Origin of the sequence: Nodosilinea sp. LEGE 07088, assembly GCF_015207395.1 — a bacterium.
Taxonomy (GTDB): domain Bacteria; phylum Cyanobacteriota; class Cyanobacteriia; order Phormidesmidales; family Phormidesmidaceae; genus Nodosilinea.
The window spans coordinates 1-25,110 of sequence record NZ_JADEWX010000080.1 but is presented as its reverse complement, the minus strand read 5'-3'; the positions used below and the strand labels follow the sequence as shown (position 1 = coordinate 25,110).

Sequence of the window (25,110 nt, the reverse complement as noted above, 5' to 3'; positions counted from 1 at the left end):
TTTTCCCAACAGTCCGCCCACTCTACTTTTGTCTAAATTCATCGCCGCTAAGCTAGACTCCTGCCCCAGCGCTGGTGCACCTGACTTGGCGGCCTAGAAATCCAATCAAGAACTTAGGACTGCCCAGTTGCTTTACTCTGGCCATCTAAAATGGCATCACGTCCACGGTAGGATTCTGAGATGTCGATTAGATTCCAAGGCTTAGCACCCTATCGGCAGGAGATACACTCTGGATTGAAGCATTTTTCGCGACACCTTTGTCTGATCGTTATCGTCATTGCGGTTGGGGTGTTAGTGGGTTGGGGATCGGCTATTCCCTGGTTGAAAAGCGGTCTGCCGGGCTTGCCTGCAATGACACCTAATACAGCCTTGGGGTTGCTGCTGGCAGGTGTCGCCTTTTGGCTAGAGACCGACAAACAGTCCCAGGGTCGACGTTACGCATGGCAAACATCCTTTTCCTTAGGACTAGCACTAGTTTGCCTAGGGCTGGGCAGTGTCAACCTGTTGGAATTCTTTCTGCATTGGGATACCGGGCTGGGCGAGCGACTGTTTCCCCAGTGGGCCGCACAAGTAAACCCCGTATCTAGGGGACGCCTTGCCCCTAACACAGCGCTTAATTTCATCCTCTTTAGTGGGTCAATGTGGCTGCTGTATCGGCGACAGTACCACAGAGCTCAGGTCATGGCGCTAGGGATGTTTTACATTGCGCTAGTGGGGTTCCTGGGCTACCTTTACGACGTTGAACCGCTCTACGGTCTGGGGTCTTATTCGACCATGTCGCTGCCCACCAGCGGAGCTTTTTTGCTGCTGGCTCTAGCGGTCTTGCTCCGCTACCCCGATCGCGGCATAGTAGCTATTTTAAAAGCTGACCATGCCGGGGGTGCCCTGGTGAGACGGCTGGTGCTGGCGGTTGGCCTGGTGCCAATAACTCTGTGTGGACTGATTTTAATGGGGCAGCGCCAGGGGCTTTACAGCAGCGATTTTGGGGTTGTTTTGCTCTGTGTGTCGGTGGTGCTCATGCTGAGCCTGGTGACCTGGTGGAGTGGCCAGGTGCTAGAGCAGAGTGACTACTACGTCTCCTTTGACACCCTGACCGGGTTGCCCAATCGACGGCGGTTTGAGCAGCAGCTCAGCCAGTGGATGGGCTACTGCCGCCAACACAATCACCTGCTGTGTGTGCTGTTTTTAGATATCGATCGCTTCAAATATATCAACGATGTGCTGGGGCACGATCTGGGTGACACGCTCCTGGTTCATATCGGTCAGCGCCTCCAACAACTCACGCCCCAGGGCAGTCTACTGGCTCGCTGGGGCGGCGATGAATTTATTCTGCTGTTGCCTAGAATTCATGATTTAGCTGCCGGAGTGGCTATGGCAGAGGTGATATTGGCATCGCTTAAATTGCCGTTCCAACTCCAAACCCACAACCTCAACATTAGCGCTAGCCTGGGAGTAGCCATTTTCCCGGAAGATGGGGAAGACTTGCGGGCTTTACTGCAAAAAGCAGATCTGGCGTTGTTTGAAGCCAAAAGTCAGGGGCGCAACACCTACCAGGTCTATAGCCAAGTTTTCTCAGAGCGCGTTAGGGCAACGCTACAACTCGAAAACGCTCTGATCAAGGCCCTAGAACAAGAGGAATTTTCGCTCTACTATCAACCCAAAATCAGTCTAGCAACGGGCCAGGTGACTGGGTTAGAGGCTCTGCTCCGCTGGGACTCCCCTGAGTTGGGCCGACTATCGCCAGGGCATTTTATTCCCATTGCAGAAGAAACTGGGCTAATTGTGACTATGGGAGCCTGGGTCTTGCGAGAATCCTGTCGTCAGAGCCAGGTCTGGCGACGTGCGGGGTTGTTATCAGTGCCAATCGCCGTCAATCTATCAGTGTTACAGCTCTACCAGGCTGACCTACTGGCCCAACTCGAACAACTGCTCGCCACATTTGATCTGCCCCCATCGTTGCTGGAGCTCGAAATTACCGAAACAGCGGCGATGCAAGATGTTGACTACGCCCAGGCACGGCTGCATCAGCTCACCGATTTGGGGCTTAGTCTGAGCCTAGACGACTTTGGCACCGGCTTTTCGTCGTTAGCCTACCTCAGCCGCTTTCCGCTGAAGGTGTTAAAAATCGATCGGGCTTTTATTGCCCCGCTGTCCACATCGCCGACAGCCCAGGCCATTGCCCGTTCCATTATCGAGTTGGGTCATGGGTTGGGCATGCGGGTATTGGCTGAAGGCGTCGAAACTGATGACCAACTGGCCTATCTGCGGGCGATCGGATGCGATGAGGTGCAGGGCTACCTGTTTCAGCCGCCAATGCCGGCTATCCAGGCAGAAGAGTTTTTGCAGCGAGTCGCCCAAGCCCAAGGGATGTATGAAGACCCGCTCAGCTAACGGAGGGAGTCAGGCAAACCCCAACCTACCGGGGGCGGATCTTTTGCCGAAACTGCTCAATATTCACTACTTTGGGTGCGTTAGACGGGGCGATGGCCTGGCTAGAACCCAGCTCTGATATATCGAGGGGAGCCAGTACAAACTGCCCCATAGAGCTACAGCCAGGGCCTACTAAATGAATGACCTGGGGTGCAGCGGTGTCAGAGCGTACCCAGCTGACACCCTGGCTGCTGATAACCAGGTGCTTGTCGCGCAGGGTGCACCCTACACTATGGTCATCAAAATACTGCAGAATCTTGCGAATCGTCTGAAACGAGAGGTGCTGTCGCAGCCGACTAATGGCGCGAATTTCTAGAATCTGCTCCCAGGAATAGAGCACCTCCAGCCGAGGTGGCTGCCCCGTACGCTGGGGCACTATAATGCCTGTTTTTTCGAGATAGGCGAGTCGACCAGGGCTGCTGCGGGCTAACACAACGGCATGGCGGCGAGAAAACCAGTCCATAGCGGGCACTCCAATGCAGACGCTACATATGGGGGTTATACAAGTTACTGTACGCTATTGGTCTGGTATTGTCCGGGTCGGGGGGAACCTTTTGGAGCTATTGGCAATCTTGCTGAGGCCACAAAACTGGGGATCGCTGATCTGGCCTAAGGTACAGGAGAATTTAAAGTTTCTTGAAGTTATTTTTACAGAATAGGGTCTTTGTACTAGCGCTAACCACCACTCACCGGGGGAATTAGCACCACCTCGTCGCCCTCCTGTATCGGAGTGCTGTCGGCAACAAACTGGAGGTTGAGGCCCAGTCGGGTGCGATCGCGCCAAGGTTCTAATTTTGGATGCTCAGTGAGGGCGCGATCGCGCACATCGCCTACCGTTGCGCCCACGGGAAACTGCCATTGCGCCTCGGGCAGACCGTAGGCCTCCTGGTAAATGGCAAATAGCTTGACGGTTACGGTGATGGGGTCTGCCACGGGGTGCGATCGCTCCTCTGATGAAATCTCTTATGATTAAATCTCTTAAATCTGGCCCAGCGCTACTGGAGCGGATCGACACCCGCAAGGCGAGACACCACCGTCTGAATCGCTGGAGCAAACGCCTGCAGTACCGGCGACAAAATTACCACGCTTCCCGCCGTAATAATTATCGTGCGCGCCGTGGTCAAATTGTCTCGCTGAAACTGAAAGAAGCGCTCATCCCAGCGTTCTACCTCGGTTTTCAGCTCCTGGCGGCTTTGTTCTAGCTTGTCATTCAGCTCCTGGCGGCTTTGTTCTAGCTTGTCATTCAGCTCCTGGCGGCTTTGTTCTAGCTTGTCATTCAGCTCCTGACGACTCTGGCCCAGGTCGCTCCTAAGGGCAACAATTTGCTCAACCACATCGGCCAGGGTGGGTTCTCGATCAGGGGTCGTCGTCATAGGCACTCCCGCTATGGTTTAAATTCTAGGCCAAAGCCTCCCCAGCGCGCAGAGACCGCCACAGCTTAAGATTCTCCCCTCGGTTTCAATATTTGCAACGCCCCCTGAGCCCGACTGAGCCCAGGCGATAGTAAAGGCATCGAATTTGGCTGAGGTAATCCCATGACCCATTCTGCCTTTGCGTTGACCCGTCGCCGTCGTTCTCCGCTGTTGGCGATCGCCCTGGGCGTGGCCCTGGTAGCTGGCTGCGCCAACGTGGCCGAAATTGGTCTTCAGCAAGAAGCCATGCCCACCGATGTCGGCGCAGCGGCCCTGGAGGAGTCCGAAAGTCAAGCTCCAGACACTAAAGTGGCTGGTGGTGATGTGGCCCGCAGCAGTGAACCTGTGCCCCCGCCCGGCGATGATATTGGTCAGCCCACCCCCCAGTTAGTCAAACAGGCCAGTCTGGTGCTGGTGCTCACCGACATCGAACCAGCGATTGACCAGGTGCAGTCTATCCTTCAGCAGGCCCAGGGGGATATGCTCAGCCTCCAGGATTACCGGTCGCCCCAGGGGGCCGCTCAACAGGTTTCGCTCACCCTGCGGGTGCCCCAGGCCAAGCTAGATTCGGTAGTTGCGTCTCTGCGGGGTTTGGGCACGGTGCAGCAGCAGTCACTGGCGGCGGAGGATGTCTCTAGCCAGTTGGTTGACCTGGACGCTCGACTGAAGAATCTACGCCAGTCTGAGACGGCCCTGCAAAAAATCATGGAGCGATCGGGGGAAATCTCCCACGTGCTGGAAGTAGCGCGGGAACTCAGCACCGTGCGCGAGTCGATCGAGCGCATGACCGCCCAGCAGCAAAATCTCAAGCGTCAGGTGGCCTACTCGCAAATTAACTTGACCCTGCAAAGCCCCGTTACCCAAGTAGCCCCGCTGCGCCCCGTGGGCGAAACCCTGGGCAACACCTGGGAAGCGGCGACCCAGTCGATGAAAGCGGTCACCGTTAGCGGGTTGAAGTTGGCCCTGTGGTTGCTGGCTTTTAGCCCCTACTGGGCGCTGCTGGCGGCAGCGGGCTACGGTGGCTATCGGCTGTGGCATCATCGCCCGGCGCAGCCAGAAACAACTGAACCTGAGCATGGCTAGATCTCCCAACGATTCAAATTGCTCAGCGCTGACGGTTGACCCACAGCTGCACCGAGGGGCGTTGCCACTGATGCCTGGCGTAGGTGGCCAGCCGCTCGGGCACTGGGTCACCGTTGAGAACCAGCCGATTTAGCATCAGGGCCAGATCGGTATCGGCGATACACCAGTTGCCAAACAGCTCTAGCCCATCGGCGGGAAGCAGCGTGTCGGCGATCGCAAACAGTTTGTCTGCGGCGGCTGTTGCCTGGGCAGACAGGGGGGGATCAATGGGTTGTAAGAACACAACCTCCGTGGGGCGTTCCTCCCGTAGAGGCGTGAGATCGCTGCGCAGCCATGCCTGGAGTTGCCTGGCCTGGGCTCGCTCGCGCAGTTCACGGGGATAAATTGGCGACGCTGGAAACAGATCCTCGAGATATTCTGCGATCGCCGACGATTCAGCCAGACGAAAGCCCTGATGTCTCAGGGTCGGCACCCGTTGAGTCAAGGATACCGCTGTGAACGGCGGGGTTTTGTTTTCCTCAGCCGCCAGATTCACCGTCTGGATGTCAAAGGCAAGGCCCTTCTCCTGCAGCGCCACAAAGGCAGACAGAGCGTAGGGGCTAATGAACTGAGCATCCACGTAGAGTAGAAAATCTGTGGTTGACATTCTGTGTACCCTGGCTTTAACTTCGCAAGGTTACCCCAAACTGTTTCTCCAGGGTGGCGCGCACCTTTTGGTGAACCGGGTCTACAGTGTCGTCGGTGAGGGTTTGGTCGGGGGAGCGATAGACCAGCCGAAAGGCGAGGCTGCGCTGTCCATCGGGTACGCTTTCGCCCCGATACTCATCAAAGAGAGCCACGGATTCCAGCAGTTTGCCCCCGGCTTTGGTCATGGTGGTGGCTAGATCCGCCACAGAAACATCGAGGGGAGCATAGAAAGCGAGGTCGCGATCGCTGGCCGGGAAAGTCGAGTAGGCGGCAAACTTCACTGACTTTTGCAGCGTGGGCATTAGGCAGGTCTCCAGGGCCGACCAGTTAAGCTGAAACAGATATACCTCTGCTGGTAGCTGTCGCTGCTGCCGGAGTTGGGGGTGGAGCTGCCCAAAGCGCCCCAGTTCTAGCCGACCCCGTACCCACAGCGACGCCGTCCGGCCTGGATGGAAGCGCGGGTCACTGCCGTCAGCTCGATAGTCCACCGTGAGACCCAGGCGCTGAAACACGCTGTCTAAGATGCCTTTGGCCTCATACCAGGTGACAGGCTGATCTTGTCCACTGGTGACCCACTGGCTCGATCGGCCATCGCCGCCGACAATGCCGCCCACCGCTTCAGCTTCGTGAATGCCATCGTCGTCTTGCCAGAAAATATGGCCGATTTCAAACCCGTTGAGGGGGCCGTTGCCCTGGTTGAGGTTAAATTCGTAGGCGTCGATCAGCCCATCGATCAGATCCTGCCGCAGGGCGGAGTATTCGGGAAATAAGGGGTTGGCCAGCGTCACCTGGCGATCGCTGATCGGCTTAGTCAAAGAGTAGTGCAGCAGTTCTGTTAGCCCCGCAGCCCGACAGGCCTCTCGCAGGCGGCGGTGCAGGGTGGCCTCGACCGATAGCCGACCGCCGATGGCCTTTTGGGGCAAGGTGTCGGCAAAGTGGTTGTAGCCGTAGAGTCGGGCGACTTCTTCAATTAAATCGACCTCGCGCTCCAGGTCGCGATCGCGGTAAGGGGGCACCGTCACGGTCCACACATCGGGATCGTGGCTGGGGGCCACCTGACAACCCAAGGTTTCTAGCACGGTTTGAATGGTCTCTGCCGGTAGCGGTTGGGGAATGTCGCCTAAGTTAATGACCTTACCCAATAGCTGGTTCACCCGGCTCAGCCGCAGGGTAATCACCCGCTCAGGTATAGCAGCACCCAAATCAGTGGTGCCAGTGGTTTGGGCCACCACGGTAGCTCCCGCTAGCGCTTGCAAGAGCTGCAGGGCGCGATCGCAGGCCAGACCCAACTCGGCAGGGTTTACCCCCCGCTCGTAGCGGGCCGAGGCTTCGGTGCGTAAACCCTGGCTGCGAGCCGACCGACGAATCACCGCCGCGTCAAAGTAGGCCGCCTCCAGCATCACCGCCACCGTGCCGTCGTGCACCTCCGTGGCTTCGCCGCCCATCACCCCCGCCAGAGCCACGGGCTGGTCGTTGGCGGTAATCAGCAGCGTTTCGGGGGCCAGCTGGCGCTTTTGGCTATCTAGCGTCACCAGGGTTTCGTCGGGCTGGGCATAGCGCACGCCGAGGGCGAGGCTATTGCCGGTAGCTAACAGGCGATCGCGGTCAAAGGCATGCAGTGGCTGGCCCCACTCCAACAGTACATAGTTGGTGATGTCAACCACATTATTAATTGGCCGCGTTCCCGCCGCCTGGAGCCGCTGCTGCAACCACTGTGGTGAAGGCGCCAACGCAATATTCTCCAGCACCGTACCGATATAAATGGGGCAGGCCTTTTCGTCAGGCAGGGCAATGGCCGGGGCGGCGGCACTATCGGTTACCGCCAAGGTCTCAGCAGCCGGTAGATGTAGCGGTGCGCCCGTAATCGCCGCCACCTCCCGGGCAATGCCCACCATGCTCAAGGCATCGGCCCGATTGGCCGTAGAGGTAACATCGAGAATCACATCATCCAGCCCCAGCAGGGGGCGCACATCTTGACCAAGCTCTAGAGCGTCAGCCTCAAAAATATGAATGCCGTCCGAGTCCTTGGCTAACCCCAGCTCTGCCAATGAGCAGATCATGCCCGAAGACGCTACGCCGCGCAGCTGGCGCGGCTTGATAGTCAAATCCACCACCGGCAAGTAAGTGTCAACCGTAGCCACCGCCACGTAAATATCAGCCCGCACATTGGCGGCCCCACACACGATGGTCGAGCGATCGGTCTGGCCAATATCCACCTGGCAAACGCTAAGCTTATCCGCATCGGGGTGCGGGCTACGCTCTAGCACGCGCCCTACAACCACCCCCTCGGCCCAGGTGCGTCGATCTTCAATATCTTCGACCTCAAACCCGGCCATGGTTAAGGCATCGGCCAACTCCTCAGGAGAAAGTTGGATAGTGACGTATTCATTGAGCCAGTTCAGAGATATGCGCATGGTGGGGCTAAGTTGACCGCTAGAGCGTTGAGAATGCTGTGATTTACTGCCCAAACATTCTACCCTGCGGCCATTGCCTCTACTTCTCTATGTCGCAACTCAACCGTCAGCGCCGATCTGCATGTTCCATACCTCACTCCATCCGTGGGGAGCGTGGGTTTACTGACTTTTCACATTTCACCTAATTTTGGCTCGTAAGTATATATCCCTTGGGGTGAATGCTATAACCCCTCTCCGAAACGGGGAATAATTGGGGTAATGTGGCATTACCAAATAGGGTTAGCCGTTCTGATTTGCAGAATAGCGGTGTTACGGCACCCTCGGTAATCGCTCTTTTACCAACTGACTTAGTTTCAGATGCTGTCGTTGGGCACCGTCTGACTACCCACCCTCTTGGGCCGTATGAGCTACTGTATCAACCCCGATTGTTCAAAGCCTAAGAATGCTCCCACGGTCACCCATTGTCAGTGCTGTGGGGCAGAATTGCTGCTGCGAGGCCGTTACCGCATGATTCGCGCCTTAGGTCGGGGTGGGTTTGGAGCCACCTTCTTAGCCCGGGATGAACAATTGCCCGGCAAGCCGCCCTGTGTCATTAAGCAGCTGCGTCCCTCCGCCGAAGCTCCTCACATTCTCGATATGGCCAGGGATTTGTTTAAGCGAGAGGCTAAAATCCTGGGAATGATCGGCAATCATCCCCAGTTGCCCCGCCTGCTCGACTACTTTGAAAGCGAGCATGAATTCTATCTCGTTCAGGAGTACATCAACGGCCTGACGCTACAGCAAGAAGTCAAGCGCGGCGGCCCCTTTACCGAAGCTGGGGTGAAGCAATTCCTGTGCGAAATCTTGTCAATGGTGCAGTACGTCCATAATAACCAAGTCATTCACCGCGACATTAAACCTGCCAACATCATCCGTCGCGACCAGGATAAGAAACTGGTGCTGATCGACTTTGGCGCTGTAAAAGACAAAGTCAACCCGCTGCAGGCCGCTAACTCTGACCAAACTGCCTTGACGGCCTATGCCATTGGTACTCCCGGCTATGCCCCCCCCGAGCAGATGGCCATGCGCCCGGTCTATGCCAGCGATATCTATGCCCTTGGGGTGACCTGCGTCTATTTGCTTTCGGGCAAGGCACCCAAAGATCTCAGCTACGACCCCAATACTGGTGAGCTCCTGTGGCTTGAGGCCGTACACATCAGCGATCACTTTGCTGGTGTATTACAAAAAATGCTCGAGATCTCGGTTAAGCATCGTTACCAAACAGTAGAGGCTATCCACCGCGATCTCGACCTAGAGCCTTACATGGATAGTCTGGCTCAAAATATGGCCTACCCAACAGCGGCGGGGGGCAGCACTAGCGGTAATACCAATGGCAGTGGCCCGGCGTCGGTTGCTGGGGCCTATGCGGGTAGTAGCCAAGCGGGCATTAGTCACTCCGGTGGTTCACCCTCGTCTCGGATGGCAGCGGCAATTCGGGCTCGTCGAGAGCGCTCAAACTCGGGGGGAAAGGCTGCTCCCTTGGTACCCAGCCACAGCGGATCGCCAAAACCCTTATCTAGAGCTACCTCCGCCAAAGCACTCTCCGCTGATGATGTGAAGCAGAAATATACCAAGGGGCGACGCGATTTTTCGCTGCAAGGGTTCAAAGAGCTCGATCTCCAACGCACCATGCTGGCAGAAATCAACTTTAACCAGTCACAACTCCCGAGCGCTAACTTTCAAGGGTCTGACCTCAGCAACGCCAACTTTGGGCGTGCCAATTTGAGTCACGCGAGTCTGCGCAACGCCAACCTGGTTAAAGCCTACTTTCACTATGCCAACCTGGAGGGTGCCGACCTGCGAGGGGCTAACTTGGCTCGGGCCAGCCTTTCTAACGCCAACCTACGCGGGGCCAATCTCTGCGGAGCCGACCTCACCGGCGCGTTAATCTCTAGTGACCAATTGGCTGTCGCTCGTACCAACTGGTCTACAGTGATGCCCAACGGGCGGCGTAACGGGCTCTAGGGCAGGGCTGTGGCCTCGACCTGAGCGGGGTTACTCACTCCTCCAGTGTCGTGAAGGGGGGGCTCTTGGCGATCATGCCGCAGGGCTACCAGCGATTCCTTGATAAGAACGGCAGCCGGTACGGCCACAATCACCCCTAGCAGACCACCTACCCTGGCCCCCGACAAAATCGCAATAAATACCCAAAAGGGGTTGAGCCCGGTAACGCTACCTAGCACTCGCGGGGCAATGCCGTTTTCCACCAGCTGCTGCACAATGACGGCGGCAATCAACATAGGAATCGCAATTTTAATATCTCGCAGGGCCACTAGCAGGGTCACGATGACTACCCCGATCGTGCCGCCAAACGGCACCAGGGCTAGCAACCCTACCGTCAGCCCAAACAGCGAGCCAAACGGCACGTTTAGCAGCCCAAATAGGAGGGTGAGGGCGGTGCCAAAGCAACTCGCCACAATAAACTGTCCCAAAAAATAGTTGCGAAAGCTCTGGCGTAGGGTCTCTGAAAAAGGCTGCTGAAGCTGCCCAGGCAGTAACCCTACCACCCCGCCCCAGACCTCTTCGCCGTGCTGAAGTAGGTAAAAGGTCAGCACCATAGTCAACACTACGTCGAGCAGCTTATTGGCCGTAAAGACCGCTACGTTGATGGTCAGATTCAGCGCTTCCCCGGCAATAGACTGAATTTCGCGTTTGAGGCGATCGCTGGTTTGGGTGATGAGTCCATCCAGGCTGAGCGGCCAGCCCCACTCGGTTAGCTTGCCGTCGAGCATCATTAACTGGGTTTTGCCCGAGTCAAACCAATCGGGCAGGCGCACAACCAGCTGTTGGCCCTGGTCAATGACGAAGGGCAGCACGGTAATTGCTAGGCCCGAAACTCCTACGAGAGCCAGCACTAATACTAAAATAGCGGCCTGACCACGCTTGAGGCCGAGCGTTTCGAGCCGTGCCATCGGATAGCTGAGCAAAAACGCCAGCAGTGCCGCGATCAGCACCGTCACTAAGATTGAACGAAAGTAGCCAAAAATAATTGACACAGCCCATACATTGAGCACCACCAGGGGAGTGGCCAGTAGCACCAGCGCTGACTGAGACATGGGGCTGAGTTTATCCCACCAGCGGGCTAACCAGCTTTGGGGGGTAGGGTCGCTACCGTTTGCTACACCGTGCTCCATAGGTCTGCTCGCATGTTGGCTAAGGTCAAAATTGCCAGGGCCTAGATGGCTACCTCCAGCCTAAGGCAAAGCTTGAGGTTTCAGTCTGGGATGACCGCATTTTTTTGCTGCTGGGGTAAAGGTGATTTCGTCGTAGTAGCCATCTCAGGGGGTAATATGTAAACAATTTAAAACAAAGTCTAGAACCGCTCATTTATCGACTACCCGATCATCCATCGTCCTTAGCTACATAACTCCCTATGCTTGCGTCGCACCTCAGCTCCACCTCAGGGATCACCTTTAAGCAAGCCCACCCCCAAAAGGTGCTGGCGATCGGCGATAGTCTGGTGTATGGCTTTGGTGACTCTGAGGGCGGCGGCTGGGTTGAGCGTTTGCGCCGTCTTTCTATGGAGCCGGGTCGACCGGGGGCGGTGTTTTATAACCTCGGCGTGCGCGGTGATGGCGTCGGTCAGGTTAAGCAGCGACTCGAGCATGAGTTTCGCTATCGCGGCGAGTTGCGCAATCGTTTGCCTGACCTGGTTGTGCTATCGGCAGGTGTCAATGATTCAGCACGGGTCAGCAATCCCCTAGGGCGTAATCGCACCAACTTTGACGAATTTGAACAACAGATAGAAGAGCTGCTGGCCGAGGCCCGACAGCTTTGCCCAGTGTTATTTATCGGTATGCCCCCAGTCAATGAGCAGGCCATGCCCTTTTCGGAGGTGCTGTACTACACCCACAGCGATCAATGGCGCTATCGTGAAGCGACTCGGCTGGCCTGCAGCAGCCATAACATTCCCTATTTAGATGTGCTGAACCTATGGCTGGGCCGGGGAACATCTTGGTGGCTACCGTTAATTTCGCCTGATGGTTTACATCCCAATGTGGCGGGATATCGGGCTCTACTCGACGATATTGTGGCCTGGGACGCCTTCCAAACTGCTGTGGATATTCCCCCCGGCTGTGGGAGCTAGTTGGTTATGTCTGGTTCTGACTCTTGGCCTTTTCCCCCGTTGGCTGACTCAGCATATCGATCGGTGGCCGAGCGTAGAGCGGCGGGCAAGGCACTGCGCCAAAACCTCAAGCGGTCTGCCTTGGGGGAGTATCACCCCCCTACCGATCGCATCGATCCTGTTGCCCGACTTGAGGCCGAAGTAACCGATCGAGTGCCAGAGTTAGTGCCTATCCGCTATGGGCGCATGCTCACCTCTTCCTTTGCATTTTTGCGGGGAGCGGCGGCGGTGATGATAGCGGACATGGCTACCGCTCCGACCACAGGTATTTCTGTGCAGGCCTGTGGCGATATGCATGTGTCCAATTTTGGGGTATTTGCCTCGGCTGAGCGCAATTTGGTGTTTGCCATTAACGATTTTGATGAAACCTACCCCGGCCCCTGGGAGTGGGATTTGAAGCGGTTGGTGGCTAGCGCTGTGGTGGCGGGACGTTACTTAGGGGGCGATCGCACCCTGTGCCAAAATGCTGTGATGGCGGCGGTTGAGGCCTACTCTCAGTATTTAGATACCTACGCCGAGATGAGCTATCTCGATCTTTGGTACGACACCATTACTGAGGCTGAGCTGCTGCAAAAACTGCCTGAAAGTGCTGAAAAACATACCCAGCGCATGCTCGCTAAGGCCCGCGATCGCAATCATCTACAGGTGCTCGATGAGATGACCGACCTAGTTGATGATCGCCACCACATCGTTGAGGACCCACCGCTGGTAGTGCGAGCCGAAACCCTAGGAGAAGGCCCTGCCGTGGCCACAGCCCTCGAATCGCTGATGCAGGATTATCTCGGCTCGCTCAGCGGCGATCGCCGATTTTTGCTATCCCGCTATCGTCTGCTGGATGCGGCCCGCCGGGTGGTGGGGGTGGGCAGCGTTGGCACTCGCTGCTGGGTTGCGTATCTCGAAGGTAAAGACGCCAGTGATCCACTCTTTCTCCAGGTCAAAGAGGCCCGCCCCTCGGTGCTAGCTCCCTATACTGAGGCTAAGCGGGGCCATCGCCTGCCCGATGATCATTCAGGACGGCGGGTGGTGATCGGGCAAAAGCTGATCCAGGGGTCTCCCGATATATTTTTGGGCTGGGGTAGCCTCAATGGCATTCACTACTACGTGCGCCAGCTGCGCGATATGAAAGGGGGCTTTAAGCTCGAACCGGGTAAATTTCGAGTGTCAGACTTGCCCGACTACTGTGCCCTCTGCGGTTGGGCCTTAGCCCTGGCCCACGCTAAATCAGGCGATGCGGCGATGCTGGCGGGGTATATTGGCAAAGGCCATGCCCTGGCCGATGCTATGGTGGCCTTTGCCGAAGCCTACGCCGACCAAAACGAACGCGACTACGATCGGCTCGTGGCTGCCGCTGCCCAGGGACAAATTCCGGTTGAGCGAGAGACGTAGTCGCCTGCGGCGGATGTAGGTTTGATAACTACGACGTAAATCTAGGGAGCCTGGGGGCTGGGGAGCCAGAGGAGGCTCAACAGTATCCGCTAGTCTAGGCAGCCTTCGTCGAGGTCAGCGGCGGTCACGGGCGGAAAAGCGGCAGGCTGAATGGGACGACCCAGAATCGTGCTTGGGGACAGGGGAATGGGAGCTGGTGCAGGGTTTCCGGCACAGAGGGCATCGGCTTCGATTTCGACTAGCATGTCAGCATTAGCCAGGGCCGCAACTGCCACCGTGGTATTTACCGGCGGGCGATCGGCAAATAGCTCATGGTGGGCACGAGCAACATCTTCCCAGCGGCTCATATCGGTGACATAGATACGAGTTCTAACCACATCACCCAGATCGGCCCCGAGGTCTTCTAGGGCTTGCTGAATGATCTCAAAGCAGCGGTGGGTTTGGGCGTAGGCGTCGCCCGGGGCAAAGGTGCCCCCCTCACCATCGCTGGGCGAGGTGCCCGAGACAAAAATGTGCTGCCCGGCTCGCAGCGCCCGGCAGTAGCCGACTTTGTCTTCCCAAGGGTTACCCGAAAATGCCCGCTGCTGTATCATCGCCCTGCCCAGCGTCAAAATAGCCTTAGCATAACGCGTGTGAAGCTATTATTCGCTCTGGCGTTTGGTTAAAAGCGCTAGAGCTTTTTCTACTGCGATTAGCGCCTGCTGCACCTCATCGGCACTGACGTTAAGCGGCGGCACAAATCGCACGACTTGAGGCCCAGCGGGCACCAGTAATAATCCTTCGCCCATGGCCGCTTTGACAATATCCACCGATTTTACTGTCGCCTCTGGCTGAAGCACCAGGCCGTTGATCAGGCCCCAGCCGCGCACCTGAGCCAGCAGAGTTGGATACTGCTGCACCAGCCGTTGCAGGCCGAAACGCAGCTGCTCACCCCGCTGCTTAACGTTGTCGAGCAGATTGTCAGCCTCCAGAGTTTCGCACACCGTGAGCCCGACTTTACAGACAAACGGGTTACCGCCAAAGGTGCTGGCATGGTCGCCGGGCTCAAACACCGCGCAGGATTCCTTACACAGCATGGCCCCGATGGGAATGCCGCCCCCTAGCCCCTTAGCCGAGGTGAAAATATCGGGCTCAATGCCCAAGTTCTCAAAGCCCCACAGGGTACCGGTGCGACCCATGCCCACCTGCACCTCATCGAGAATCAGTAAAATGCCTTTCTCGTCGCAGAGCTGGCGAATGCGCTGGAAGTAGGCAACGTCTCCGGGGCAAACGCCACCTTCCCCCTGTAGGGCCTCAAGCATGATGGCGGCGACCTGAGGCTGGTCGGCGTCGAGCTCTGCTACCAGGGCCTCTAGGGCATTGATGTCGTTGTAGGGCACATAGGCAAAGCCTGGCATCAGGGGGTCAAAATTCTTTTGGTACTTGGGTTGACCTGTGGCGGTAACCGTGGCCAGGGTGCGCCCGTGGAAACTAGCCTGGGCGGTAATAATCAGCGGATTGGCGATGCCGCGCTGGGTGTGGGCGTATTTGCGAGCCAGCTTAATCGCCCCCTCATTGGCCTCGGCGCCAGAGTTACAGAAAAAGACGCGATCGGCGCAGGAATGTGCGACTAACCAATGGGCCAGCGCCCCTTGCTCTGGGATGTAGTAGAGGTTCGACACGTGGTGCAGGGTTTGAATCTGCTTGGTAACGGCCTCAACCATGGCTGGATGGGCGTGGCCCAGGGTGCAGGTGGCAATACCGGCAACAAAGTCCAGGTAGCGTTGCCCCTGATCGTCCCACACAAAACTACCTCGCCCCTTGGTGAGGGCAATGGGAAAACGCCCATAGGTGGTCATCACATCAGCATCAAACTGGGCTGGCGAGAAAGCACCTTTGCCGTTAGACACAACACTGAAGGATTTAAGGGAGTTTTGCACGAGAGCTTTGAGCATCAGGGTAAGGGGGAGTATGAGGAATTAAGAGCGTTGAAGAACCCCCCTGCGCGGGGGCATAACTGGCTGGCCTGGACTGGCAGGCTTGGCTCAATCAAAGGACTCTGCTGTTAACATTGCCCACTGTTGATTGAGCATAGCGGAAACACCAGGAAAATCAATGACACTATTGGTCAGCTCAGACCTGATCTGACCGCAGCGATCGAGCGGGCTTTTGACGAATAACCTTGAGCTTTTCGCGCAGATAGATCAGGTTTTGAGACTCGCCGCCATAGCGCCAGCGCACGTAAGCATGGGCGATTTCGTTAGCAGCTTGGGCGGGCTGGGGCTGAGCTTGATGATAGAGCCGCCGACCGTACTCAAGGGGGGTCTCAGCAGGGGTCTTCCCCAGTCCCCGATAGTCAAACCAGGTCAGCATTTGCTGATATAGACGTTCGGTGGGTTCGAGACGTTGCAGCTGTCGGTAGCGCCAGCCTTGCCGCAGCCCTAGGAAAATTAGCCAGGCGAAAAAGACTAGGATGGTAACCACAGCAATGCCCACCATGATGCCGATCCAACCCAGATTGAGCAGGGCCGTGAAGGAATTCACCAGGTAGGCGAGGCCATCGCTGAAGAGGGTGATCAGGCCGTCGATGAGGCCGACCAGCGGAGAGGGTAGCCAGCCAGCCAGCCAGTTCCAAAACTGCCCCACGAGGCTGAAGGTTTGGGACTCCTTGGGGCTGGGTGGGATGAGCTCGTGACCGGGGATTGGGTCAAACCCAAACCAACCATACTGGGGGAAATACACTTCCGTCAGGGCGTAGGCATCGGTGTTGCGCACTACGTAAAATCCGGTGAAGGGGTTAAATTCGCCTTCGCCGAACCCGGCTACGAGCCGAGCCGGAATGCCGATAGAGCGTAGCATGATCGTGAGTACGGTCGAGAAGTGGTCGGGGTAGCCTCCTTGGGTCTCGAATAGAAAGGTTTCAACCAGATCTTGATCGTCGGTAAAGAAGGGCAAATCGGGTTGAATACTGTAGCGCTGCTTGAGCGTCTGGGTCAGGTAGAGGGATTTCTCGTAGGGATCGTTGAGCGGAGTGGGGGAGGTAGCCAGCAGTTCTTCGGTCTTGGCTCGCACCGGTTCCAGAACCGCTTCGGGCACCTGTAAATAATGGGAACGAATGCCGGGAGGGTAGAGGGTACCGACCTGTCGCAGCTGGGTGCGATCGCGGTAGGGCACCCGCGACACCACCGAATAGGTCATCCCTTCCTGCAAAATGACTGGGGATCTGAGGGTGCCCTCGGGGTCAATGGCTACCTCGCGCGTGGGGAAATATAACTCCTTGGGTTGATAAAGGGCTGGGATCAGGTTTGGCAGTTCACTGACCAGAGTATAGGTCTGCACAATATCGCGGTATCGACCCAGGTTAGGGGTCATTGGTAAGAACATTTGAGCCGAAAACCGCCACCGCTGCACCCGCTGGGTATCGTCGTTGCGAGAAATATCCCACCCCTGGCCGGTATAGGTATCGAAGGCGAGCACTCGCCAAAACCCGGGGGCTTGCGATCGCACTCGCATGACCACCTGAGGGGTCATCGTGCCCCGCAGGTTTTGGTTCATCTGACGGTTGAACCCGTAGTACGAGTTAAAGTCAACCACCCCAGGCCCTTGGGCAGGGCCGCTGCCTTGAATCGTGCCACCGCCCTCCCCCGCTTCGAAACCTTCACCGTCTTCGTCTCCATTGCCGGTGTAGGCGGGGTTGACAATGCTTTCACCGGAAAAGTTGTCGGGGGTATCCACCACCGAACTGACCGGAAAATTTTGAATCTGATACCCCGGCAGACGCGGCAAAAACAAAAATATCAGCAGCCCTAAGCCGATCACCAGCGATACGAGGGCCAGAAACCGACCCAGGGCAGGCCGCAGTTTGATCTCACCCCAGGCTCCAGGCCCGAGCCCCAGTCGCGACTGATAATCTAGCCCCAGCACCGGCACCGCTACTGTCAAGAACAGCAGTAGCAGCGGGGCAAAGACCAGGGTTTGGCTAATGGTGGCGGCTACCCCCAACAGAATCAGGCCAATCATCATCGAGTAGCCCAGATCCTTGCGCCGGGGGAGATCAAAGCTATGCAGCACCTGCAATTGCACTAGCAGCTCTGCCAAGATAATGCGAGTATCTCCTGGCTGCTCGATCAGGCGGGTAAAAAACACCGCCAGGGTCATCAGCATGCCAATGGCGATAAAAAACTTTACGGCTATATTCCGGGCCCGCCGCTGCCGCCAGCTAAAAGCAGCTCCTAGCGTGCTCAAAGGAACCGCCAGCAAGTTCCATAGAGAAGCCTGGGTCACACCAGCGGCCGCCACTACCACAGAACAGATGCCAAGGGTAACCAGTGTCTGCACCAGCACCCTTAGCAGCAGCGAATCTTCAATCTCCTGGGATGGGATCGGTCTAGCCAGGGGAGAAGAGGCCAGCCAGCGCAGAGCAACCATAGCACCAACATGATGAAAGCTGCATCCATGCTAACCGCTGCACCAGCCCCTGCCCAGCCTAGTCAGCGGCGATCGCAACCTGGAAACTCAAGGGAGAGGTTTGATCTGGGCCTAAGCTAACGTCTAGGCGGTGAATTGCACCGGATTCGGTGGCTACCCGCAGTCCTAACTCACCCGCATTAGAACGCTCAGAACCTAGGGTTTCGCCTGAGTGACTCAGCAATAAGTGACCACCCATGGGCAGGCTCACGCTGATCTCGAGCTGCGGCACAGGGGCAGCCAGATAAGTTGCCTGTACCGTGATTGCTCCCGCTGAGGTTAGCCAGGTCTTCGTCTGGGTAGGACTAGCCGCCGATAGCGTTAGCGATAGGGCCTCAAAAATATTTTGGGCGGCCAACATGGCCAGGGCTACCTGCTGCGGGGTCGAGGCCGTCTCGTAGTCGAGCTGCTCTAGGGTTTCGGCCTGGGCCGAACGGTAGGCCGGACGAGCCACTAACCCAGCAATGTACTCCAGAGTTTGAGGCTGGTCAGGAAACAGTGACTCTACGGCCACCACCAGCCGTCGCCCGGTCTGGTTAATGTCGTGCAGGGTCTGCTGGCAATGGTTGAACAATTCCCGCAACACTTTCTGGGGAACTTCTGCGGGAACTGAAAGGTTACTCAAGTGGTCTAGCCAAATAGAGGCCGCACCGGGATGCAGCGCATCGGGATACTCCTGCACGCTCTTCTCCCAGGGGAATAGAGGCGGGCGGTGGGAAATTTCTTGCCGCAGGCGGCGCTTTAGAAGGGCTTCGAAATGGGATTGCACAGTGGATAGGTCTCCAGAGTCAAAGACAGGGTTGTGGGAGGCTGCGACCTCGCCTGGAGCTGCTGGCGTCGGCGTAGATGGTTCAAAGCCAGAATAGACCGAGGGGGTAGGTGCATCGTCCAGCTCCTTGCGATCAGCGTCAGCAGCCGGGGAAAAGCGCGTTCCTGATGGTGAGTCATCCGCTGCAAGGGGCTCTAGCAAAAGCTTGAGCAGAATGTCTTCGCGAATGTCTGAATCTCTATTCATGGCCTGGTATGGTCTGTCCGGATGTTTAAACGTTACGAATGTCCCAAGCTTGCTCTAGCAGCTTAGACCACTGTTTTTGGAACTGGGTGGGAGTCATAGCCAAAATTTTAGCGGCTTCACTGTCAGAAACACCCTGCTGTTTGAGAGTCAGCAGTTTATTTTGCTTAGGACTAAGAGTAGCTTGCAGTTGCTGCCACTCCTGGACGGTCAAGCCCAAATTGGTTTCTAGCCCTGCCTCTAGCCATTCATGCACCAATTCCCAGTGGTGCGACAGGGCAAATCGTAGCAGGTGGTATTTAAACCGCTGCTGCAAATAATCGCGCTGGCGCGGAGTCAGGCCCAGCAATGCCTCAATCTCTTGGGTGGGCAAGTCGAGCAGCCGCAGGGTAAAGTAGTCGGCGCATTCGTCCTGGTTACGTTCTTTGAGATAGGCTAACAACTCCTCAACTACGCGCCCCCGCAGGGAGCTCTCGGGGAGGGGGTCGGCCTGGGCCACCATTTCTTCGCGCACTCGCTGGTGAGATGCCGCGGGGCGGACGTCATCACTTTCACCGCCATAGTCAACGGCCTGTTCAATGTCAACGGCCATTTCAGGAGGCTGCTGTCGCGAAAATGTTTGAGCCCGCAAAATGATCAACTGCTGACTGCGCCGCCCCGATAGCGGAATGCGGCGCTTGCCGTAGCGTTCTGAGAAGGCCATGTACTCGGCCAGCTCTAGCAGTGTACGGGGCTGAAAACGCTCGTTGAGCTCGTTTTCGCGTCGAAAGGCATTGAGCGCTTCAACGTAGAACCCCTGCAAGAAATCTTCGATGAGCGCTAGCCGGGCTTGGTAGCTGGTCTGCACCTGGGGTGGTGTAATGTAGCGATACACAATGGCACTTAGCGTGCTATGCAGCTCAACACGCCCCTGGCGCGACCCCAGGTTGTAATACTTAAGACACTGATCCAGCCGGTGCTTGCCCAACGATTTAGCCCAGGCTTCGACATCGCCTGAGGCTTGAATGCGATCGCTTTGGCTACAAATGCGCTGCACCTCAGTGGCCAGCCGCTGAGCTAAAGGTCGACACCCCGAATCTGGTGCATCGGTGGCAGTTTTTAATTCTTGGTAGAAAAGCTGACTAAGCGAATCCACGCTCAACGTACAGATACCCTGACTCAAACTGACTATCCTCTAAAAGCTACACAGAAAGTGAAGCGATATTCAGGTATGTGACGTGGTGGATGCAACCCCCCATAACCCATTCGCGCAGCCTTAGGCCATCCATTAACGTTAGACGCTAACATCAGACATTAGAGCCATAATTGGCGCAATCAGTAGATTAGTTCAAGTTATAGGTTACGGAGTATTCTAACACTTGTCCGTAATTATATTGAATTGTCCGGTTCTAAGTAGGTTCCCTGCACCCTGCTTTTGCTAAGTCGAGAACTATTTGTTGTCGGCCCTACTAGCCCCTAACCGATATTTGGTAACTCCCATGGATCTCGACGCCCAAGTCGCCTCCCTACAGCAAAGTGCCCCCAACGATGGGGTGACCGCCAATGCCATCACGACCATTGCCCCGACCCTTAAGGCGATCGCAGGTCAGCTCAAGTATGAACAGTACTATGTGCTGCAAACCCTCGAACAGGGCTGGATGATGACCACCCTCAGCAATCGCACCCAGCCCAATACCCAAAAAAATATCGTCTATGCTTATCCCACCTTGCAGGATGCCGCTACTGGTCAGTCGGCTAAAGATCCCCAGGTGATGGCGCTACCGGTGCCGGTCGTTCATATCTTGTTTCAGCTACTAGCGATGCAACCCATCGATAGTCTGATTTTTATGGAGACCCCTGGCCAGGCTGGCCAGGGAGTCGAGATTCGTCGCCAAGACGTCCAAGCGCTTATTCAGGCACAGTTACAGCAGGCGCAGCAGGCTAGCCCTGTGCCTCCAGACATGGCTTAGGTAGCCGATCTTTTCGTCCATGCAAGCTCAAATGATGTGCTATCTTAGGAACCTCATGGGCGATTAGCACAGTGGTAGCGCGCTTCCTTCACACGGAAGAGGTCACTGGTTCGAAACCAGTATCGCCCATACAACCCAAAACCCCTGAACCCCTTGATTTAGAGGCGACGGTCTCAACAAAGTCAGCCAGGGTGGGCATTTGCTGCCAGGCGGGGCTGCCAAAACCATCTTCAAAAGCAGCCTCATACCGGGCCAGGATCTGGGGAGTTTCAAAGAATGTGGCCAAGCCTTGCCAGAGCACGGTATGAACTCGCTTGCCCAGTTGGTTATCGGTCTCAGTACCCATCACCATGGTGTCGAGGGCTTTAACCAAGAACTCCTTGTAGTCGTCCAGGCGTTCCTGTCGCTGAGCGACGGGCAAGTCTTTGAGATTAGGAATCTGGAAGAGGTTGTTGCTCTCAGAGCCGATGTCGAAGTAGGCGCCCTGGTCGCCGAAGAACTTGACCAGATCGGTGTAGGTGGTGGTGCCATCGGGTTTGGGGTAGTCGAGGGAGATGACGTTCATGCCGTTGGCGATTGTCTTTCAGACAGGCTTCGCCAACGCCCATACAAAGATCTCTGCCGCCAGCACCGACTTCCCACTGCGGGTCTCCCCAAACACCAACATCCCCCGGTGTTGATTCACAAAATCCAGGTAGACCAGCATCTGACCATCGCGGGTGATCAGTTCGATGCCTCGGTTATCGATAGTGCGGGGGCAGGCCACAGGCATCAGCCCTGGAGCTTCGTTGGTTGCGTATTTGCATTGGTCAGATACATCTGTCTGCGGTCATCGTCGATGAGCCTGTCACGTTTACATTTTGAGAAGGGACGATCTTATGAGACAAGGCGTGAATGTCCATGTGAGTTAGACTTTTGTGCCTTAGACAGGTTGTTCTGGCATGAGCGGTGGATGGGTACAAGTAGGAGGAATTCTTGATTAAGGTGATGTAAAGCGGAGAAGGGATCTGATTCATCCGTCTTAGGGTTCTGTAAACCTATGATGCGCTGACTCTCGGCAACCTGAGTAGGAGGCTAGGATAGCGACAGTTGGTCTTGTCACTATCCGTTATGGTCAAGTCACCTGTGCCTCAAGATAAATCCCCGTCTGACGCCTCAGAGAGTGGATGTCGCCCGACGTTCTACATGACTGCTGAACTACTAGAAGCGATCGAGGCGCAGTGTGCGGTGGAGGGGAATCGAAAGCGATCGCCCTTTTTGGCTGAAATCATGGAACTCCTGCTCACGAGTGAGATGGGACAAAGTTTGAGAGAAGGTGCCCAAAAGCACCGTCGCCCTCTGAGTCATGAACTGGAAGCGAATCTGGTTCTATTTAATGAGCACATTCCAACAGAGCGGATTGTGGAGCTGGCGGAGGCGAGTCAGCGCAATCCTGACCAGATGCTGGTGCGCCTTGTTCTGCTGGGCTTGCGGGTTTATGAGCGGGCCATCTCGCGGATGGAATCGGAGATTGAAGGCGCTTCCGAGTTGATTTCATAAAGCTCAGAACGGGTTTCAACATTTCGTCCGGATTGAGCTATTTGCTCTAGTACAGCTGATGTATTGGTGATTTTTGCTACGCGTTTATTTGCGTAACGTAGTGACGACCTGATTGCCCCCAAACAGGCGTTGCTGACACCACCAGATATTTATGATCCGCAAGGTCGCTGGGCTGGAATGAATGGCTATTTGAATCCATGTTTTGGGGGCAGGTCATTGGGGCACGTTCCCGATCTCGTTGCCGGTGTTCTGGATGGGACGGTAGCGAGGTAGGGGCACCATGGCTCGATTTTTGACGCGCCGCTATGTGGCGGTGACCGGAGCCGAGGCAATTCGTCTGGCCGGGCTGGATGGAACGCCTTGGGCCGAGATTCGACATGATGGGGATGTCCAGCTCCTGCATCGCAAGGAGTGGTGGGCCTGGTGGTCGGACGGGCAGCTGACCACAGCGATTGGGTTGCCAGAGTCGCTGTGCCCACAGAGTCTTTCGCCCGATGCGATCGCGCTGATCTCGGAAGTGTGGGAGAGCAATGCCATGGCTCCTCACTGTGGATGGGCGACCTTGGCGCAGGTGGAGGAGGTATTGAGTCGGGAACGGCAACTGCAGCCGGAAAGCACCGGAGCTTATCAATGGGTCACCCTAGAGGTATTAACCGTGCGGTTCACGGACGATTCAGAGGGCGTATTCCATTGCTGGTACAGGGGTTACGACGAGGGCTTTGAGTGCCAAATAGAGCTCATTCGAGTAGGTGGTTTTTAGTCCTGATTTTGCCGGGGAGTTGCAGGCTAAGGCTCGCTTCCATCGCAAAGTCTAGGCCATAAGAAACCCCATTGGCGCCAGCGGGGTGTGAGGGGTCGTTGTTGTTTTGAGGAGGAATGATATTGACTCAAGAAAGTGGACAGGTAGTTTAAGCGGCCTTCAAGCCCTCTAAAGAGAGCCAATAGTGATCTTCAAACTGCACTGGGGATAGATATCCGAGGGTCGAATGTAACCGCTGCCGGTTATAGAAAACCTCAACCCATTCAGCAATAACGGTGCAGGCAACCGTTCGAGTCGAGAAGATTCTAGGATGAATCAACTCGGTTTTGAGCGTGCCAAAGAAGCTTTCAGCCACCGCATTATCCCAACAATTACCTCGACGGCTCATGCTGACCCTTATCGTAGCTTGCTGAAGTGCATCCTGGTACTCTCCACTGGCATATTGAGAGCCTCGGTCAGAATGGAACAGCAGTCCAGTTTGAGCCGGTTGGCGGTGCCCTAAGGCCGCATCTAAGGCTGTCAGCACCAGCTCAGTGCGCATATGCTCTGCCATCGACCATCCCACTACCCTTCGAGAAAACAGATCGATGATGACCACCAGATACAGCCAGCCTTCAGTCGTCCAAATGTAGGTCATGTCAGCCACCCGCACCCGGTCGGGTTCTGTCGTCGTAAAGTCTCTATTCAAGTGGTTCTCAGCGATGTGCAAAATCGCATGAACTTCGGCACCTGATTCGCGCCAACTTCGGCAGGTGAATCGCATGAACTTCGGCACCTAAATCGCATGAACTTCGGCAGGTCATGTCTACTCCATTAGTGGATCCCGATACACTGCGCTCGACCGCGAGCCAGGGAGAGGAGGTCCGAGATAGGACAACACCGCCAAGGAGAGCAACTGCCGATGGTGAAATTTCGAGAGATCTTACGACTTCACGACCTGGGGTACAACCAAAGCGAGATCGCGCGCAGTTGTGTCGTGGCGCGAGCGACCGTGCAAGACTACCTACGCCGGGCTGCGGCCAAAGGGTTGTGCTACGACCAACTGTCGCAGGTGAGTGACGGTGAGGCCCAAGCGCTGCTGGGGAAAGGGAAACCGCCCCAGGCCACCACCACGACCGTGGATTTTGAGCACGTGCACCGAGAGCTCCAACGCAAAGGGGTCACCCTGGCGCTGCTGTGGCAAGAAGGCCTTGACCAATCGAGCTGGACGTTTAGCTACGCCCAGTTCTGTCGCCGCTACGGGCAGTGGAAAGGGCAGCACAACCTCTCCATGCGCCAAGTGCACAACGGCGGGGAGGGTGAAGAAAAACGGACACGCCTGCGCCCCAGAGGACCGTCATGTCCGAGACTGGCTGAAGTGATTATCAACAGCCAGACTTATTATGGAGCTCTATCAACGCCTAGAGCAAATCTTGGGAGCCTTGCGCCCGGCCTTTAGCCATGACGCCTCGTTTCGATGGTTTGTCCTGTTAGTGTGGGGCGTGCTGTTGAACACGCAGCCGCCACCGGTGGTGTTGGCCCTAGAGTTACCCACATGGATCTGGTCGAACTTCCCGCATTGGTTTCGCACCTTGCCTAAACACGGCTACCCCAGTGAGCGCATTGTCCAACTCGTCCTCCAGCATCAAGCCCAGAAGATTTTTCTCAAAAGAAGGAATTGATGAATTACAGAGCATATATAGGTAGCAGCAAAAGCCCTTAGCCACGAGATGAGGCTAAGGGCTTTTGGAAGAGGAACCTGGCATCGAGCTATTTTGACAAGGGGCAACCCCCTCACTATCTTCGCCGCAGCTGCATTTCACGTCCGAGTTCGGGATGGGTCGGGGT

General features: G+C 56.3%; 22 protein-coding genes, 1 tRNA gene and 1 pseudogene. 10 read left to right on the top strand and 14 right to left on the bottom strand.

The window, feature by feature from the left end; all coding sequences use genetic code 11:
• Positions 1-351 precede the first annotated feature (351 nt).
• Entirely contained in the window at positions 352-2,391 is a 2,040-nt protein-coding gene (locus IQ254_RS17430; RefSeq protein WP_193967435.1) for a bifunctional diguanylate cyclase/phosphodiesterase, read from the top strand.
• A gap of 25 nt (positions 2,392-2,416) precedes the next feature.
• Here the strand turns inward: IQ254_RS17430 and IQ254_RS17425 are convergent, their stop codons facing one another.
• The 3 genes from IQ254_RS17425 to IQ254_RS17415 form a co-directional block, all read right to left on the bottom strand.
• Positions 2,417-2,893: a hypothetical protein gene (locus IQ254_RS17425; RefSeq protein WP_193967434.1), complete on the bottom strand. Its 477-nt coding sequence runs from the start codon at positions 2,891-2,893 to the stop codon at positions 2,417-2,419.
• 212 nt (positions 2,894-3,105) lie between these two features.
• Positions 3,106-3,363, bottom strand: a complete 258-nt coding sequence (locus tag IQ254_RS17420; protein ID WP_193967433.1) for a MoaD/ThiS family protein — start codon at positions 3,361-3,363, stop codon at positions 3,106-3,108.
• 62 nt (positions 3,364-3,425) lie between these two features.
• Complete coding sequence (locus IQ254_RS17415) at positions 3,426-3,803, bottom strand: hypothetical protein (protein WP_193967432.1); 378 nt, start codon at positions 3,801-3,803, stop codon at positions 3,426-3,428.
• A gap of 162 nt (positions 3,804-3,965) precedes the next feature.
• On the opposite strand from IQ254_RS17415, the gene IQ254_RS17410 reads away from it, so the two are divergent.
• Positions 3,966-4,925, top strand: coding sequence for a DUF4349 domain-containing protein (locus IQ254_RS17410; protein ID WP_193967431.1), 960 nt, complete (start codon positions 3,966-3,968; stop codon positions 4,923-4,925).
• A 22-nt stretch (positions 4,926-4,947) separates the two neighbouring features.
• On the opposite strand, the gene yfcF is transcribed toward IQ254_RS17410, so the two are convergent.
• Both yfcF and pheT read right to left on the bottom strand, forming a co-directional pair.
• Positions 4,948-5,571 (bottom strand): glutathione transferase, encoded by a 624-nt coding sequence (gene yfcF, locus IQ254_RS17405; RefSeq protein WP_193967430.1) that lies wholly within the window; start codon positions 5,569-5,571, stop codon positions 4,948-4,950.
• A gap of 16 nt (positions 5,572-5,587) precedes the next feature.
• Positions 5,588-8,026, bottom strand: coding sequence for a phenylalanine--tRNA ligase subunit beta (gene pheT, locus IQ254_RS17400; protein ID WP_193967429.1), 2,439 nt, complete (start codon positions 8,024-8,026; stop codon positions 5,588-5,590).
• Positions 8,027-8,428: 402 nt separating this feature from the next.
• On the opposite strand from pheT, the gene IQ254_RS17395 reads away from it, so the two are divergent.
• Positions 8,429-10,030: a serine/threonine-protein kinase gene (locus IQ254_RS17395; protein WP_193967428.1), complete on the top strand. Its 1,602-nt coding sequence runs from the start codon at positions 8,429-8,431 to the stop codon at positions 10,028-10,030.
• Here IQ254_RS17395 and IQ254_RS17390 read toward each other — a convergent pair.
• Positions 10,027-11,121 (bottom strand): AI-2E family transporter, encoded by a 1,095-nt coding sequence (locus IQ254_RS17390; protein ID WP_228040823.1) that lies wholly within the window; start codon positions 11,119-11,121, stop codon positions 10,027-10,029. The two genes, IQ254_RS17395 and IQ254_RS17390, sit on opposite strands and share 4 nt — an antisense overlap.
• Before the next feature lie 317 nt (positions 11,122-11,438).
• On the opposite strand from IQ254_RS17390, the gene IQ254_RS17385 reads away from it, so the two are divergent.
• Positions 11,439-12,152, top strand: coding sequence for a GDSL-type esterase/lipase family protein (locus IQ254_RS17385; protein WP_193967427.1), 714 nt, complete (start codon positions 11,439-11,441; stop codon positions 12,150-12,152).
• A 39-nt stretch (positions 12,153-12,191) separates the two neighbouring features.
• The gene (locus IQ254_RS17380) at positions 12,192-13,577 is read left to right on the top strand and encodes a DUF2252 domain-containing protein (RefSeq protein ID WP_228040822.1); all 1,386 of its coding nucleotides are present in this window, start codon (positions 12,192-12,194) and stop codon (positions 13,575-13,577) included.
• An 89-nt stretch (positions 13,578-13,666) separates the two neighbouring features.
• On the opposite strand, the gene IQ254_RS17375 is transcribed toward IQ254_RS17380, so the two are convergent.
• The 5 genes from IQ254_RS17375 to hetZ form a co-directional block, all read right to left on the bottom strand.
• The gene (locus IQ254_RS17375; protein ID WP_193967425.1) at positions 13,667-14,170 is read right to left on the bottom strand and encodes a RidA family protein; all 504 of its coding nucleotides are present in this window, start codon (positions 14,168-14,170) and stop codon (positions 13,667-13,669) included.
• 48 nt (positions 14,171-14,218) lie between these two features.
• Positions 14,219-15,415 carry an aspartate aminotransferase family protein gene (locus tag IQ254_RS17370; RefSeq protein WP_278000341.1) on the bottom strand — a complete coding sequence of 399 codons (1,197 nt, stop codon included), beginning with the start codon at positions 15,413-15,415 and terminating at the stop codon, positions 14,219-14,221.
• A 274-nt stretch (positions 15,416-15,689) separates the two neighbouring features.
• Positions 15,690-17,984, bottom strand: coding sequence for a DUF3488 and DUF4129 domain-containing transglutaminase family protein (locus IQ254_RS17365; protein ID WP_193967423.1), 2,295 nt, complete (start codon positions 17,982-17,984; stop codon positions 15,690-15,692).
• A 58-nt stretch (positions 17,985-18,042) separates the two neighbouring features.
• Complete coding sequence (locus IQ254_RS17360; protein WP_193967422.1) at positions 18,043-19,038, bottom strand: hypothetical protein; 996 nt, start codon at positions 19,036-19,038, stop codon at positions 18,043-18,045.
• Between the two features lie 25 nt (positions 19,039-19,063).
• On the bottom strand, positions 19,064-20,206 hold the full coding sequence (gene hetZ, locus IQ254_RS17355; RefSeq protein WP_369011315.1) for a heterocyst differentiation protein HetZ: 1,143 nt from the start codon (positions 20,204-20,206) through the stop codon (positions 19,064-19,066).
• A 307-nt stretch (positions 20,207-20,513) separates the two neighbouring features.
• On the opposite strand from hetZ, the gene IQ254_RS17350 reads away from it, so the two are divergent.
• Together IQ254_RS17350 and IQ254_RS17345 are read left to right on the top strand one after the other, a co-directional pair.
• Positions 20,514-20,984: a hypothetical protein gene (locus tag IQ254_RS17350; RefSeq protein ID WP_193967421.1), complete on the top strand. Its 471-nt coding sequence runs from the start codon at positions 20,514-20,516 to the stop codon at positions 20,982-20,984.
• Positions 20,985-21,041: 57 nt separating this feature from the next.
• Positions 21,042-21,113, top strand: a tRNA-Val gene (locus IQ254_RS17345).
• 454 nt (positions 21,114-21,567) lie between these two features.
• Here the strand turns inward: IQ254_RS17345 and IQ254_RS17340 are convergent.
• The gene (locus IQ254_RS17340; RefSeq protein ID WP_193967420.1) at positions 21,568-21,756 is read right to left on the bottom strand and encodes a hypothetical protein; all 189 of its coding nucleotides are present in this window, start codon (positions 21,754-21,756) and stop codon (positions 21,568-21,570) included.
• Between the two features lie 413 nt (positions 21,757-22,169).
• On the opposite strand from IQ254_RS17340, the gene IQ254_RS17335 reads away from it, so the two are divergent.
• Both IQ254_RS17335 and IQ254_RS17330 read left to right on the top strand, forming a co-directional pair.
• Complete coding sequence (locus tag IQ254_RS17335) at positions 22,170-22,523, top strand: hypothetical protein (protein ID WP_193967419.1); 354 nt, start codon at positions 22,170-22,172, stop codon at positions 22,521-22,523.
• Positions 22,524-22,803: 280 nt separating this feature from the next.
• The gene (locus IQ254_RS17330) at positions 22,804-23,283 is read left to right on the top strand and encodes a hypothetical protein (protein WP_193967418.1); all 480 of its coding nucleotides are present in this window, start codon (positions 22,804-22,806) and stop codon (positions 23,281-23,283) included.
• 148 nt (positions 23,284-23,431) lie between these two features.
• Here IQ254_RS17330 and IQ254_RS17325 read toward each other — a convergent pair.
• Positions 23,432-23,992: pseudogene (locus tag IQ254_RS17325) on the bottom strand (IS3 family transposase); the annotation flags it as partial.
• 294 nt (positions 23,993-24,286) lie between these two features.
• Complete coding sequence (locus tag IQ254_RS17320) at positions 24,287-24,568, bottom strand: hypothetical protein (protein ID WP_193967416.1); 282 nt, start codon at positions 24,566-24,568, stop codon at positions 24,287-24,289.
• A gap of 97 nt (positions 24,569-24,665) precedes the next feature.
• On the opposite strand from IQ254_RS17320, the gene IQ254_RS17315 reads away from it, so the two are divergent.
• A complete protein-coding gene (locus IQ254_RS17315; RefSeq protein ID WP_193967415.1) occupies positions 24,666-24,944 on the top strand; it encodes a hypothetical protein in 279 nt (92 codons plus the stop codon).
• Positions 24,945-25,110 lie beyond the last annotated feature (166 nt).

Bases quoted from the DNA above. Each gene is read 5' to 3' on its own strand.
- IQ254_RS17370 (WP_278000341.1), bottom strand. From the start codon at position 15,415: ATGACCACCTATGGGCGTTTTCCCATTGCCCTCACCAAGGGGCGAGGT.
- IQ254_RS17335 (WP_193967419.1), top strand. From the start codon at position 22,170: ATGACTGCTGAACTACTAGAAGCGATCGAGGCGCAGTGTGCGGTGGAG.
- IQ254_RS17360 (WP_193967422.1), bottom strand. From the start codon at position 19,038: ATGAATAGAGATTCAGACATTCGCGAAGACATTCTGCTCAAGCTTTTG.
- IQ254_RS17330 (WP_193967418.1), top strand. From the start codon at position 22,804: ATGGCTCGATTTTTGACGCGCCGCTATGTGGCGGTGACCGGAGCCGAG.
- IQ254_RS17430 (WP_193967435.1), top strand. From the start codon at position 352: ATGACACCTAATACAGCCTTGGGGTTGCTGCTGGCAGGTGTCGCCTTT.
- IQ254_RS17365 (WP_193967423.1), bottom strand. From the start codon at position 17,984: ATGGTTGCTCTGCGCTGGCTGGCCTCTTCTCCCCTGGCTAGACCGATC.
- IQ254_RS17315 (WP_193967415.1), top strand. From the start codon at position 24,666: ATGGAGCTCTATCAACGCCTAGAGCAAATCTTGGGAGCCTTGCGCCCG.
- IQ254_RS17375 (WP_193967425.1), bottom strand. From the start codon at position 14,170: ATGATACAGCAGCGGGCATTTTCGGGTAACCCTTGGGAAGACAAAGTC.
- IQ254_RS17415 (WP_193967432.1), bottom strand. From the start codon at position 3,803: ATGACGACGACCCCTGATCGAGAACCCACCCTGGCCGATGTGGTTGAG.
- IQ254_RS17350 (WP_193967421.1), top strand. From the start codon at position 20,514: ATGGATCTCGACGCCCAAGTCGCCTCCCTACAGCAAAGTGCCCCCAAC.
- pheT (WP_193967429.1), bottom strand. From the start codon at position 8,026: ATGCGCATATCTCTGAACTGGCTCAATGAATACGTCACTATCCAACTT.
- IQ254_RS17410 (WP_193967431.1), top strand. From the start codon at position 3,966: ATGACCCATTCTGCCTTTGCGTTGACCCGTCGCCGTCGTTCTCCGCTG.
- IQ254_RS17390 (WP_228040823.1), bottom strand. From the start codon at position 11,121: ATGTCTCAGTCAGCGCTGGTGCTACTGGCCACTCCCCTGGTGGTGCTC.
- IQ254_RS17385 (WP_193967427.1), top strand. From the start codon at position 11,439: ATGCTTGCGTCGCACCTCAGCTCCACCTCAGGGATCACCTTTAAGCAA.
- IQ254_RS17425 (WP_193967434.1), bottom strand. From the start codon at position 2,893: ATGGACTGGTTTTCTCGCCGCCATGCCGTTGTGTTAGCCCGCAGCAGC.
- yfcF (WP_193967430.1), bottom strand. From the start codon at position 5,571: ATGTCAACCACAGATTTTCTACTCTACGTGGATGCTCAGTTCATTAGC.
- IQ254_RS17395 (WP_193967428.1), top strand. From the start codon at position 8,429: ATGAGCTACTGTATCAACCCCGATTGTTCAAAGCCTAAGAATGCTCCC.
- IQ254_RS17340 (WP_193967420.1), bottom strand. From the start codon at position 21,756: ATGCCTGTGGCCTGCCCCCGCACTATCGATAACCGAGGCATCGAACTG.